The organism is Microbispora sp. NPDC088329, assembly GCF_040685655.1.
Taxonomy (GTDB): Bacteria; Actinomycetota; Actinomycetes; order Streptosporangiales; family Streptosporangiaceae; genus Microbispora.
The window spans coordinates 72,677-86,072 of record NZ_JBFBIP010000012.1 but is presented as its reverse complement, the minus strand read 5'-3'; the positions used below and the strand labels follow the sequence as shown (position 1 = coordinate 86,072).

9 protein-coding genes are annotated in these 13,396 nt (G+C 72.4%); 5 read left to right on the top strand and 4 right to left on the bottom strand.

Translation table 11 applies throughout. From position 1 onward, the window contains the following. Nucleotides 1-219: 219 nt before the first annotated feature. From AB0O28_RS22560 to AB0O28_RS22550, 3 genes are read left to right on the top strand one after another with little or no spacing between them, the layout of a single operon-like run. Nucleotides 220-3,078, top strand: a complete 2,859-nt coding sequence (locus AB0O28_RS22560; RefSeq protein ID WP_363643136.1) for a glycoside hydrolase family 3 C-terminal domain-containing protein — start codon at nt 220-222, stop codon at nt 3,076-3,078. 5 nt (nt 3,079-3,083) lie between these two features. Continuing rightward, complete coding sequence (locus tag AB0O28_RS22555; RefSeq protein ID WP_363643392.1) at nt 3,084-4,076, top strand: LacI family DNA-binding transcriptional regulator; 993 nt, start codon at nt 3,084-3,086, stop codon at nt 4,074-4,076. Continuing rightward, nucleotides 4,073-5,356 (top strand): GH1 family beta-glucosidase, encoded by a 1,284-nt coding sequence (locus AB0O28_RS22550; protein WP_363643134.1) that lies wholly within the window; start codon nt 4,073-4,075, stop codon nt 5,354-5,356. Before AB0O28_RS22555 ends, AB0O28_RS22550 begins: the two co-directional genes overlap by 4 nt. Before the next feature lie 30 nt (nt 5,357-5,386). Here AB0O28_RS22550 and AB0O28_RS22545 read toward each other — a convergent pair whose 3' ends face one another. Together AB0O28_RS22545 and AB0O28_RS22540 are read right to left on the bottom strand one after the other, a co-directional pair. Next, nucleotides 5,387-5,527 (bottom strand): hypothetical protein, encoded by a 141-nt coding sequence (locus tag AB0O28_RS22545; RefSeq protein WP_363643132.1) that lies wholly within the window; start codon nt 5,525-5,527, stop codon nt 5,387-5,389. Between the two features lie 81 nt (nt 5,528-5,608). Next, the gene (locus AB0O28_RS22540; RefSeq protein ID WP_363643130.1) at nt 5,609-6,607 is read right to left on the bottom strand and encodes a 2-oxoglutarate and iron-dependent oxygenase domain-containing protein; all 999 of its coding nucleotides are present in this window, start codon (nt 6,605-6,607) and stop codon (nt 5,609-5,611) included. 182 nt (nt 6,608-6,789) lie between these two features. Here AB0O28_RS22540 and AB0O28_RS22535 point away from each other — a divergent pair, with 182 nt between their 5' ends. Beyond that, complete coding sequence (locus AB0O28_RS22535) at nt 6,790-8,214, top strand: ATP-binding protein (protein ID WP_363643128.1); 1,425 nt, start codon at nt 6,790-6,792, stop codon at nt 8,212-8,214. 41 nt (nt 8,215-8,255) lie between these two features. Here the strand turns inward: AB0O28_RS22535 and AB0O28_RS22530 are convergent, their stop codons facing one another. Then, nucleotides 8,256-9,071, bottom strand: a complete 816-nt coding sequence (locus tag AB0O28_RS22530) for a DoxX family membrane protein (protein WP_363643126.1) — start codon at nt 9,069-9,071, stop codon at nt 8,256-8,258. Between the two features lie 77 nt (nt 9,072-9,148). Further along, a complete protein-coding gene (locus AB0O28_RS22525; protein WP_363643124.1) occupies nt 9,149-10,738 on the bottom strand; it encodes an MFS transporter in 1,590 nt (529 codons plus the stop codon). Nucleotides 10,739-10,975: 237 nt separating this feature from the next. On the opposite strand from AB0O28_RS22525, the gene AB0O28_RS22520 reads away from it, so the two are divergent. Beyond that, nucleotides 10,976-13,324, top strand: coding sequence for an AAA family ATPase (locus AB0O28_RS22520; protein WP_363643122.1), 2,349 nt, complete (start codon nt 10,976-10,978; stop codon nt 13,322-13,324). Nucleotides 13,325-13,396 lie beyond the last annotated feature (72 nt).

Sequence of the window (13,396 nt, the reverse complement as noted above, 5' to 3'; positions counted from 1 at the left end):
AGGGGGGAAACCGGTACGGCGGGGGTCTTGACCTCAGCCGAGGATGAGGGCAATCTTCCGGATAAGCCCGGATTTACACGCCGGAAACGTGCGGTAACCCCTTCGAAGCGCTTCGACAGCGGCGCTTCCCCGACGGAACATGCGGATCCTCGCGACGCCCTGTGGGCGCGTTTTTCGGCAGGTCATCGAAGCGCTTCGACGCGAAGGGTAAGTCTCCAGATGAACGAACCGGCCCAAGACCCGGCATTCCGGAATCCCACGCTGTCTCCCGCCGAACGGGTGGACGACCTGCTCGGCAGGCTCACACTCGACGAGAAGATCGGCCTGCTGCACCAGTACCAGGCGCCCGTGGAACGACTCGGCCTGCGGCCCTTCCGCACCGGCACCGAGGCCCTGCACGGCCTGGCCTGGCACGGCCCGGCCACCGTGTTCCCCCAGGCCATCGGGCTGGCCAGCACCTGGAACCCCGACCTGGTCCGCCGGGTGGGGGAGGCGACCGGCGACGAGGTCGTGGCCTTCCACCACAAGGATCCACAGAGCGTGGGCCGCAACGTCTGGGCGCCGGTGGTCAATCCGCTGCGCGACCCGCGCTGGGGCCGCAACGAGGAGGGCTACTCGGAGGACCCCTGGCTGACCGGGGTGATGGGCACGGCCTACGCCGGCGGCCTGCGCGGCGGCCACGCCGTGCTGAAGACGGCGCCCACGCTGAAGCACTTCCTCGGCTACAACAACGAGACCGACCGGTGTGTGACCTCCAGCGGCCTGCCGCCGCGGGTGCTGCACGAATACGAGCTCAAGGCGTTCCGCCCGGCCGTCGAGTCGGGGGCCGCGGTGGCCGTGATGCCGTCGTACAACCTCGTCAACGGGCGGCCGGCCCACCTGTCGCCGCTGATCGCCAGTCACCTGCGCGCGTGGGCGCCCGACGACATCCTCGTGGTGAGCGACGCGTACGCACCGGGGAACCTCGCCGGGATGCAGGGCTACCACAAGGACCTGCCCGAGGCGTACGCGCACGCGATCAAGGCCGGGCTGGACAGCTTCACCCAGGACGACGCCGACACCGCCACCACCCTGGGCCACATCAGGACGGCGCTCGGCCGGGGCCTGCTGACCGAGGCCGACATCGACGCCGCCGCCCGGCACGCGCTGTCGATCCGGGTGCGGCTCGGCGAGTTCGACCCCGCCACGCCGTACGACGACATCACCCAGGACGTCGTCAACAGGCCCGAGCACCAGCGGGTCGCGCGGGAGGCGGCCCGCCAGTCGATCACCCTGCTGAAGAACGACGGCCTGCTCCCGCTGACCGCCCCGCGGACGGTCGCGGTGATCGGCCCGCTCGCCGACGCGTTGTTCGAGGACTGGTACAGCGGCACGCTGCCCTACCAGGTGACGGCCCTGGCGGGGCTCGCCGAGCGGTGCGAGACCGTCTACCACGAGGGCGTCGACCGGGTGGCGCTGCGCACCGAGGGCGGCTATGTCGGCGCGTCCGCCGACCCCGCGGGCGGGCCGCTCCACGTGGGCGGCGAGCGGTCCTGCTTCGACGTGTTCGACTGGGGCGGTGGGGCGTTCGCGTTCCGGTCCTGCGCCAACGGGCGGCACGTGGCGGCGGGCGAGGACGGCGTACTGGTCAACGACCAGCCCGGCCCGAGCGGCTGGGAGGTGCGCCAGACCTTCCGGATCGAGGAGCGGCCCCGGGGCGTCGTGCTGCGCAACATCTCCTCCGGCAGGTACGTCACCGTGGCCGACGGCGTCGTACGCACGACCGACGACCCCGACGCCGCGTCCGTGCTGTCCGTCGAACTGGTCGAGAGCGGCGCGGCCCGCGCGGCGGAGGCGGCGGCCGGCGCCGACGTGGCGATCGTCGTGCTCGGCGACCACCCGCTGGTGAACGGCCGCGAGACCGAGGACCGGGCGACGCTGGCGCTGCCCGAACGGCAGGAGGCCCTGCTCAAGGCGGTCCACGCGGCCAACCCCGCCACGGTGCTGGTGGTCTCCAGCGGCTACCCGTTCGCGGTGACCTGGGCGCAGGAGCACCTGCCCGCGATCGTCTGGTCGGCCCACGGCGGGCAGGAGTACGGCCACGCGCTCGCCGCCGTGCTGCTGGGCGACGACGACCCGGGCGGCCGCCTCACCCAGACGTGGTACCGCTCGGCCGCCGAGCTGCCCGACCTGCTCGACTACGACATCGTCGCCTCCGACGCCACCTATCTCTACTACCGCGGCCGTCCGCTCTACCCGTTCGGGCACGGCCTGAGCTACACCCGCTTCGCGTACTCCGATCTCGAGCTGTCGTCGGCCGACCTCGCCGAGGGCGACACGCTGACCGTCCGGGTGACCGTGACGAACGCGGGCGAGCACGTGGGGGAGGAGGTCGTGCAGGTCTACACCCACCAGCGGCGCTCCCGGGTCAAGCAACCGCTGCGGCAGCTGCGCGGCTTCGTCAAGGTGCGGCTCGCGCCGGGCGAGAGCCGCACGGTGTCGGTGGACGTGCCGGTCGCCGACCTGGCCTTCTGGGACGTGACGCGCGGCCGGTTCGTGGTCGAGGACGCCGCGCACAAGGTGCAGGTGGGCGCCTCGTCGGGCGACATCCGGCTGTGCGCGCCGTTCCGGGTGCGGGGCGAGCGCATCCCGCCGCGTGATCTGACCTCGGGGCCACTGGACGCGGCCGACCACGACGAGTACGACGGTGTGGTGCTGTGCGACGCCGCGCTGGACTCCGGTGACGCGGTCCGCTCCACGTCGCCCGGATCGTGGATCGCCTTCCGCGACTGTGACTTCGGGGGAGAGGACTTCGGCGGAGGGGACTTCGATGGGGACTCCGCCGACGGGGGCCCCTCGGCGTGCGTGCTCGCGGTGTCGAGCGACGAGGGCGGGGTGGTCACGTTACGGCTCGACGACCCCCTGAACGGCGAGGTCGCCGGCGCGGTCAGCGTCCCGCCCACCGTGAGCAGGCACGATTTCGTCGAGGTGAGCACCCCTCTGGCGGGAGCCGCCGGAGTGCGCGATCTTTATGTGGTGTACGAGAGCGAGGGGGTCACGGTGAGCGGGCTGGGTTTCCTTATGGGGCTGCGCCCGTGAGGACCGTGACGATCGCCGATGTCGCCAAGCACGCGGGGGTCGCCGTCTCCACGGTGTCCTACGTGCTGAGCGGCAAGCGGGCGATCTCGGCGACCACCCGGCAGCGGGTCCTGGACAGCGTGCGGGTCCTCGGTTACCACCCCAACGCGGGCGCCCGGGCCCTGGCGAGCAAGCGCGCGAAGGTCATCGCACTGGTGCTGCCGCTGCGGGCCGGCATGAACCTGCCGGTCCTCATGCAGTTCGCGACCTCGGTCGTCACAACGGCCCGCCAGTACGACCACGACGTGCTGCTCATGACGGCCGACGAAGGGGCGGACGGGCTGCACCGGGTGGCGGCCAGCGCGCTGGTCGACGGGCTGTTGCTGATGGACGTGGAGATCCACGACCCCCGGGTGCCGCTGCTGCGCAAGCTCGCCGAGCCGAGCGTGCTGATCGGTTTCCCGGCCGACCCCGAAGGGCTGACCTGCGTCGACCTCGACTTCGCCCGGGCCGGGGCGCTGTGCGCCGATCACCTGGCCGATCTCGGGCATCGCGAGATCGCGCTGCTCGGCGCGCCGCGCGTGGTCTACGAGCGCGGCACGGGCTTCGCCGAGCGGACGATGGCGGGCTTCGTCGAGGCGGCCGGGCGGCACGGCCTGGAGGCCGACGCGCGGCCCTGCGAGGAGTCGTTCGACGAGGTGCACGCCGCCGTGAAGCTGCTGCTCGACGAGCGGCCGCGGCTGTCCGGGCTCGTCGTGCACAACGAGGCGGCCGCCGGCCATGTGCTGGGGGCGTTGCGGATCCTCGGCAGGCGGGTGCCCGAGGACGTCTCGGTGGTGGCGATCTGCCCGGACGACATCGCCGAACGGGCCAGCCCCGCGCTGACCTCCGTGCTGATTCCCGCCGAGGACGTCGGCAGGCAGGCGGTCCGGCTGCTCATGGCGAAGCTGGAGGGCCAGGCCGTCCCCGAGTCGACGCTCCTCGAACCCCGGCTGACGATTCGCGAAAGTTCACGATGATCTCATTTCCCGACGGCTTCCTGTGGGGCGCCGCGACCGCGTCGTACCAGATCGAGGGAGCGGTCCACGCCGACGGCCGTGTCCCGTCGATCTGGGACACCTTCTCCCATACTCCCGGCATGGTCGCCGACGGCCACACCGGTGACGTCGCCTGCGACCACTACAACCGCTATCTCGAGGACGTCGAGATCATGGCGTGGCTGGGGCTGAAGGCGTACCGGTTCTCGGTGGCCTGGCCGCGCCTGGCCGATCTGGGCTTCTACGACCGGCTCGTCGACGCCCTGCTCGACAGGGGGATCACGCCCGTCGCGACGCTCTACCACTGGGACCTGCCGCAGACGCTGCAGGACGAGGGCGGCTGGGCCAACCGCGACACCGCCTACCGGTTCGCCGACTACGCCGCCGCCGTGCACAAGCGCCTCGGCGACCGCGTCGCGACCTGGACCACGCTCAACGAGCCCTGGGTGTCGGCGTTCGTGGGGTACGCCTCGGGCCGGCACGCGCCCGGCGTGACCGACCCGGCCGCCGCGTTCGCCGCCACCCACCACCTGATGCTCGCGCACGGCCTCGGCGTGCAGGCGCTGCGGGCGGGAGGCGCGGAGTCGGTCTCGCTGACGCTGAACCTGACGCCGATCCTCGGCGACGCCGAGCCGGCCCGACTGATCGACGGGCTGGCGAACCGGCTCTTCCTCGACCCCGTGCTGCGCGGGAAGTACCCCGCCGACGTCCTCGCCCACATGGAACGTTTCACCGAGGTCGACCTGGACGACCTGCCCACCATCGCGCAGCCGATCGACGTGCTCGGCGTCAACTACTACACGGTCAACCGGGTCGTCGCCGACCCCTCGTCGGAGGGGCATGCGGAGTATCCCGGCAGCGAGGGCATCGCCTGGGAGGACCCGCACGGCGAGGTCACCGAGATGGACTGGGAGGTCAACCCGGCCGGTCTCGAGGACCTGCTCGTACGGCTGTCGCGCGACTATCCCGGCACGCCTTTGATGATCACGGAGAACGGCGCCGCCGTCCCCGACGGGGTGTCCGACCCCGGCCGGATCGCCTACCTCGACGCCCACTTCCGGGCCGCCCGGTCGGCCATGGACCGCGGCGCCGACCTGCGCGGCTACTTCGTGTGGTCGCTGATGGACAACTTCGAGTGGGCCCGGGGCTACCACAAGCGGTTCGGGCTCGTCCGCGTCGACTACGACACGCTGGAGCGCACACCGCGCGACAGCGCCCGGTGGTATCGCGAGGTGATCGCCCGGGGCGGCCTGGCGGACTGAGTGGACTGAGCGGACTGAGGGGCCACGCCCCTACAGGACGTTCTCCAGGCAGATCAACGCGACCAGCGGGACGACCGGCGCGCAGAGGTGGGCGGCCGACGACCACAGGCCGATCGGAACGGTCGCCGCGGCCGGCAGCGCCGCGGCGACCCGTACGACGGGCCGTCCCATCCCGAGCACCCGGCGGAACCACAGGTCGCCGAGCAGGGCCGCGACGATCGGCGCCCCCCGGGTGGCCGTCGGCCGCCCAGGTCAGCTCTCGCCCGGTGTGGGCGGCAGGACCCGCTCGCCGAGCCGTGGGAAGACCTTGGCGACCTTCGCGAGCAGGTAGTCGCCGTACGTCCCGGTGAAGGCCCGCAGGTCCAGACCGTCCCAGCGGGCGCGGCCCTCGTCGCGGGCGGGCAGCGAGGGCAGCGGCGGCACCTCGCAGTCCCAGCCGGGGTCGAAGAAGAAGGGGAACGACAGCCTGCTCCGGCCCGTGTCGTTGCGCACGCGATGCGGGGTCGACCGGTAGAGGCCGCCGGTCAGCTTGTCGAGCATGTCGCCGATGTTGCAGACCAGCGTGCCCGGGATGGGCGGCGCCTCGATCCAGCCGCGTGCGGTGTGCACCTGGAGGCCCGGATGGTCGTCCTGGAGCAGCAGCGTCAGCAGGCCGTAGTCGGTGTGCTCGCCGGCCCCCCACTCGTCCGGCCCGGCGTACGCCGGGGGCGGATAGTGGAAGATGCGGAACAGGGTCGTGGGTGTGGCCGTGTAGCCGGCGGCGAAGTAGTCCTCGTCGAGACCCAGGCTCAGCGCCACGCCCCGCATGACCGCCTGTCCCACCCGCGTGAGGGCGTCCATATAGGCCAGCACGGCGGGGCGCAGTTCGGGCACCTCCTCGGGAAAGAGGTTGCGCCCGTGCAGCGGCCGGGGGTCGTGGTCGAGTTCGGCGCCGAAGTAGACGCCCTCCTTCAGGTCGGGCCGGCCGGAGGTGAGCTCGCCGCCGACCGGGAAGTATCCGCGCCAGGCCCGTCCGCCCCGGTCCATGGAGATGCGCGCCTTGTGTTCCTGCGGCAATCGGAAGAAGCGGGCGGCGGCCTGCCGGAGCCGGACGATCAGATCCCCGGGAACTCCGTGACCGCTGAGGTAGAAGAAGCCGCTGTCCAGGCAGGCGGCCTCGATCCGGCGCGCGACCTCGGCGCGTTCCCGGTCCGTCCCGGGGCCGGTGAGGGCGGCCACGTCGATTACCGGCAGTGCTCCGGTGGCGTTCATACCCCCCTATCCCACCACCCGGGAGGGTCGTCCGGAAGGCTTCTTTACCCGCTTGCCGATGGTGTTGCGTGCGCGAGTATTTTGGCCCAACATGCCCAGCACGTCCATTTTGTTCCGTTACCGACCAATAACGACATTAAGGGTAAATTTCTTAGGCGTGGTCAGTAGGGCCGCGTTCGTAAGTGGGCGATCACGTGGGTTTCGGAGATCGATGGTCGGTCAGGAGTCGCATCGCGCTGTTCACCGGCACGGTGGTCGCCCTGCTGTGCGTGGGGTTCTCGATCGTCCTGGTGTGGGCGCTGCACGTGACGGCCGGCGACAGCCTCATGCGCGAGGTTACGGCGGCGAACGGGCGGGTCGCCTACCTCGTGGACCACGGAGAGGCGGGGAGCGTGCTGCCCGCCGACCCCTTCGGGCGGGACAGACCGATCCAGGTGGTGGATCCACAGGGCCGGGTGCGTGCGGCGACGCCGGACATGGCAGGAAAGCCGGTCATGGCATCCTTCCTGCCCCGGCCGCCGCAGCGCAGGGCCTCGCAGGAGGTCTGCGGCGGCGTCTTCGCCGCGCACGGGTGTCACATCGTGGTCGCGCAGCAGGTCTACCGTGACGGCGGGGACTGGACCATCTACAGCGCCGCTCCGGTCCAGGCGATCCGCGTGCCGGCGGCCCTGTTGGCGGGGCTGGCCGCGGGATCGGCGCTCGTCACGGCCGCCGTCGCCTACGGCACCCGGCGCAGCGTCAAGCGGGCGCTCATACCGGTGCGGGCCATCCGGGCCGAACTCGACGAGATCAACGCCTCGGACCTCGGGCGGCGGGTGCCGGTCCCGGAGGCCAAGGGGGAGATCCACGACCTCGCGCAGAGCGTCAACTACACGCTGGACCGGCTGGAGGAGACGCTCGAACAGCAACGGCGCTTCACCTCGGACGCGTCCCACGAGCTGCGCAGCCCGATCACCGCGATCCGCGCCCAGGTGGAGGGCGCGCTGCTCGCCCCGCAGGAGTCCGACCTGCGGGAGGTGGGGCAGGCCGTGCTGAAGAGCCTCGAACGGCTCCAGGCGATCGCCGCCGACCTGCTGACGCTGGCCCGCCTCGACGTGGGCGCGCCCTGCGAGCGCGAGCCGCTGGACCTCGGCCGGCTCGTGGCCACGCAACTCGACACCCGCCGCGCGGTCAGGAAGGTCGTGCCTCGCCTGGCTCCCGGCGTGGTCGTCCGGGGAGACAGAATCCGGCTGGGCCGCCTGGTCACCAACCTGCTCGACAACGCCGAGAGGCACGCCGCCAGCACCGTACGGCTGGAGGTGCGGCGCGAGGTCCCGCCCGACGGCGACCCCCGTTTCCGTTCCGGCGTGGCCGTGCTGGAGGTGCTCGACGACGGTGCGGGCATCGCGCGGAACCAGCGTGAGCTCGTCTTCCAGCGGTTCACCCGGCTCGACACCGCCCGCAGCAGGAACGCCGGGGGCGCGGGCCTGGGCCTGCCCATCGCTAGGCAGATCGCCGAGAGCCACGGCGGCAGCCTGACGATCATCGACAGCCCGCGCGGCGCCTGTTTCCTTCTGCGCCTGCCGCTGTCCGGAAGCCCTGACCTCGCTGACCCGCCCGGCACGTGACCGCCCGGGGTCACCCCGGCGCGGCGCGGCGCGGTTCCGGTTCAACGGGCCGGGGGCGCCTCCGTCCGGCTCTCCGCGGTCGTGTCGTCCTCCCGTCTCGTACGCCGCTGGCGGGGCGCGGCCTTGCGTACCGTCGTGGTCTCGGCATCCCCGCCGGGCCGGTCCACCGCCGTCGCGGCGGAGCCCGTACCCGCATCGGATCCGGCCGCCGCGGGCGGCCCCGCGGACCCGGGCGAATCGCCGGAAGGGGCGGTCGCGGGCCGCTCCCCGGAGGAGGGCGTGGAGCCGGAGGGAGCGGCGGGCCGGGCCGGTGACCCGCCCGCGCCCGGCTCGCCGGGCCGCGGCGGGCGTAGCGCCGCGATGACCGCGTCGGCCTCGGCGTCGGCCCGGGCGTCGGCCCGGGCGTCGGGGTCGGCGAAGGCGGCGGCGAACTCCCCGGCCGCCTCGGCGTCGCGCCGTTTGATGACCACCATGTGGTCGGCCGAGATCCGGCCGGCGCCGGTCACGGCCAGCAGCACGGAGGCGGCCCCGAGGGCCACGATCAGTTCGATGTCGCCGCCGGTGAGCGGCAGGCCGGTGTCGCCGGCCGTGAGCACGAACACCGCGAGGGCCTCGGCGAACAGCAGCAGCCCGACGACCGGTACGGCGAGTCCCGCGATCAGCAGCGTGCCGCCCACGAGTTCGGTCAGCATGGTCACCGGCGCCCACACGTGGGGCAGCGGGGCCTGCAGCGCGGTGAACTGGTCCGCGGTGGCGTTGAGACCGGCTTCGAGCTTCTGCCAGCCGTTGGCGAAGAAGATGCCGCCGACGCCCATGCGGGCGGCCAGCGTGGCCAAGTCGTGCAGGGTTCTCTTCACGGCGTTCTCATCCTGGGGTGGGGGGTGACTTGCCCGGAGACTTTCCCGCCTGCGCCGCCCTCATGCGCCCGGCCGGCTCAGGTCCGTACGCCGCCGGGCCCCTCGGCGTCGTCGCAGGGCGTGGGGGGAAGGTGGCGGGGGAGCAGCAGGGCCACGGCCAGCGCGGTGAGCGCGAGCAGCGCCACGCTGACGACGATGGTGGAGTGCAGCGCGGTGACGAAGGCCGCGCGGGCGGCGCCCAGCAGCGCGGCCCCGGTCGCGCCGGTCTCGTCGGCCACGTGCGCGGCCGCGGCCAGGGACTCCCGCGCCTGTGCCATGAGCCCGGCCGGGATTCCGGGAACCGTCCCGAGAGACGGGGCGTACACGATCGTGGTGATCGTGCCGAGGACGGCGATGCCGAGGCCTGCTCCGAGCTCGTAGGCCGTCTCCTCGATCGCGGCCGCGCCGCCGGCCCGCGACTCGGGCACCGAGGCCATGATCGTGTCCGACGCCGCGAGCAGGGCGACCTCGACGCCGAAGCCGATGCCCACGAAACAGACGGACAGCATCACCGGGTGCTGCTCGGTGCCCCACGTCAGCACCGGAGTGAGGGACAGCGCGGTGAGGGCGAGCCCGCCGCCGACCGTCGCGCGCAGCCCGACGCGCCCCAGCACGTACGCGGCGGTCAGGCCGCCCGCGATGGCCGAGACCATGAGCGGCAGCATCCGCACGGCGGCCTCCAGCGGCGACAGCCCCAGCACGAGCTGGAGATACTGCGCCAGCATCAGCTCCAGTCCGACCAGCGCGAAGATGGCCAGCAGCACGCAGCCGACGCCGGTCGCGAAGCCGCGCTGGGCGAACAGCCCGATGTCGAGCAGGGGGAAGGCCAGCCGCCGCTGCCGCCGGACGAACCAGACGAGCAGCGCGACGCCGGCCAGGAGGACGGCGAGCGAGGGCCCGCGGCCCAGGACGTGCCCCGACCCCGCCTCCTTCAGCCCGCACGCGACGGCCAGGATGCCGAGGGTGGACAGCACCGCGCTCAGCGCGTCCCACGGATGGTCCGCACGCCGCGGCGAGGCCGGCAGAATCCGTACGGCGAGCGGCAACGCGACCAGCAGCAGCGGCACGTTGATGAGGAAGACCGCGCCCCACCACAGGTGCTCGACGATGACCCCGCCGATCAGCGGCCCGACGGCCGCGCCCGCGGCGGCGACGGCGCTCCACACGCCGAGCGCGATCGCCCGCTCGCGCCGGTCGGTGAAGACCTGCCGGATGATCGAGAGCGTCGCCGGCATGATCATGGCACCGCCGACGCCGAGGAAGGCCCGCGAGACGATGAGCGCGAGCGGGGTCCCGGCGAACGCGGCCGACAGCGAGGCGAGGCCGAACACCACGTAGCCGCCCAGCACGAAGGGCCGCCTGCCGTACCGGTCGCCCAGCGTGCCGAACGTGATCAGCAGCGGAGCGACGACCAGCGAGTAGACGTCGATGATCCACAGGAGCTGCACGGACGACGGCTCCAGGGCCGCGGTGAGCGCCGGGACGGCGATGTGCAGCACGGTGGCGTCGACCGCGATCAGGAGCAGGCTGAAACACAGGAGCACGAGCACCGACCATCGGCTCGCACGATGCTCGCGCAGGGCGCCCGCGCCCCGGACGGTGGCGGACTCGACGGAAACCATGATCATAAAACCGCTCAGTGCTCCCGTCCGAAAACTCCGGCCCGCTGGAACATGCGTGGCAGCTTAGGCCATGAGAAGCGGATCTCTCAGCCCTTCCGGTGATGTCGGGAACATATCGCCGGATTCGTATCTCCCCAGGTGATCAACCGGAGAACGGCGGCGTGTGTCGTACACCGCGCCGCACGGGTCCACCCATTCCGCGCGCGCGTGCGGTATAACCGGGGTCGAAGCGGGGAGGCGTCGATGCGGGACTCCGACAGGGCACGGGCGGCGAGCCTCTTAAGCCGGACTGCGGCACGTGATCTGTTCGAACAGGTGCGTTTCCGCTATTTCCAACTTCCGCCATTCGCGCGGCGCGCGCTGTTCGTGGTGCTGCTGGTCGCCACCATGGGAGCGGCCGCGGCGCTCAACTGGTCGCTGGCGCCCACGTTCATCTACACGTTCCTGGCGCTGTCCTTCCTCGCGCTGGCGCTCAGCTATCCGCGCGCCGCCGCGACCGTGCTCGTGCTCGCCGGATGGGGTCTGCTGCTGCCGCTGTTCATGGGCGTGTTCGGCGCGCAGTCGATCGCGCCCGGCCTGCTGATGCTGCTGGGCGCGCTCACCGGTGGCGCGGCCCACCTGATCCGGTGGGTTCCGCCGTGGCTGACGACGCTCATGTCCCTCGCGCCCGCCGGGGTCGTCGCGCTGTCCCTGTCGCCGCTGTCGCCGTCCGCGGCCCTCTGGGGCGCGTACGGCGTGGCCGCCGCGATGCTCCTCTACCGCCTTGTGCTGGCCCGCAGGGTGCGCGCCGAGGCGGAGCGGTCGGCGGCGGGCGCCGAGGCCCAGGTGCAGGAGCGTGGGCGGGCCGGCGGCCACCAGCCCGCCGCGGCCGGGGCGGGCGCTCCGCCGCCCATCACGGTCGAGCAGGCGCTCGCGGAGCTCGAGTCCATGATCGGTCTCGAGCCGGTCAAGGAGCAGGTGCGCGCCATCGCCGCGTCGATCGAGGCCGCCCGGCTGCGCAAAGAGGCGGGCTACGCCAACGAGCGGCCGATGCGCCATTTCGTGTTCGTCGGGCCTCCCGGCACCGGCAAGACCAGTGTCGCCCGGTCGCTCGCCAAGATCTTCTACGCGTTCGGGCTGCTGGAGACGCCGTTCGTGGTCGAGGCGCAGCGGGCCGACCTCGTGGGGGAGTACCTGGGGGCGACGGCGATCAAGACCAACGAGCTGATCGACCGCGCGCTCGGCGGCGTCCTGTTCGTCGACGAGGCATACAGCCTCATCAACTCGGGCGACGGCCAGCCCGACCGGTTCGGCGCGGAGGCCGTGCAGACGCTGCTCAAGCGGGCCGAGGACGACCGCGACCGGCTCATCGTCATCCTTGCGGGCTACGAGCGGGAGATGAACGACTTCCTCGCGTCCAATCCGGGGCTGTCGAGCCGCTTCGTGACCCGCGTGCGCTTCCCCAGCTACAGCCCGGCCGAACTGCTGGAGATCACCGAGGCGCTGCAGCAGCGCCGGGGAGACCGGCTCGCGCCCGAGGCCCGTCCCGTGCTGCGGCGGCTGTTCGAGGACGTGGACCGCCGCGGGCTCGTCGACGACCTCGGCAACGCCCGCTTCGCCCGCAGCCTCGCCGAGGCCGCCGCGCAGGCCCGCGACGTGCGCGTGGTGAGCGCGGGAGGGGCGCCGCGCGGCGAGGACCTGGTCACCACGAACGCCGACGACGTGACCAAGGCGTTCAACGAGATCACCGCCAGATACCGCGGCTACCAGGTCACGCCGACCCTGGACGACGCGCTCGCGGACCTCGACAGGATGGCCGGCCTCGAACCGGTCAAGCGGCAGGTCCACGCGATCACCGCTCAGCTCAAGGTGGCCAGGATGCGCCAGGAGCAGGGCCTGCCGGTCCCGTCGCAGATGCGGCATTTCGTGTTCGTCGGTCCTCCCGGCACCGGCAAGACGACCGTCGCGCGTATTCTCGGCCGGATCTTCTCCGCGCTGGGCCTGCTGGCGCGGCCCGACGTGGTCGAGGCGTCGCGGGCCGACCTCGTCGGCCAGCACCTCGGCGCGACCGCGATCAAGACCAACGAGCTGGTCGACCGGGCGCTCGGCGGCGTGCTGTTCATCGACGAGGCCTACGGCCTGGTCAACACCGGCTACTCAGGGGGCGACGCCTTCGGGGCCGAGGCGGTGCAGACGTTGCTGAAGCGCGCCGAGGACGACCGCGATCGCGTCGTCATCATCCTGGCCGGCTACGAGCGCGAGATGGACGCGTTCCTGGCGACCAACCCCGGCCTGGCCTCCCGGTTCAACCAGCGCGTGTCGTTCCCCTCCTACTCGCCGGTGGAGCTGACCGAGATCGCGGAGCTGCTGGCCGCCGGGAGCGGCGACAGGTTCGACGCCTCCGCCGCGCGCGACCTCGCCGACGTCTTCGAATGGGTGTGCCGGGAGAGGCTCATCGACGGCCTGGGCAACGGCCGCTTCGCGCGCTCACTCTACGAGCGGGCCGCGCTGCGGCGCGACGTCCGCCTCGCCGAGCAGGGGTCGGCGAACGCCGCCGAGCTGACGACGATCACCAGCGAGGACGTCCGCAGCGCGGTAGACGAGTTGTCCTGATCTCGTAGGGAGACTCCGGACGCGTGTCCCGATGGCCGCCGGCCGTCACTTCCTGCTACTAATCGACTGCGG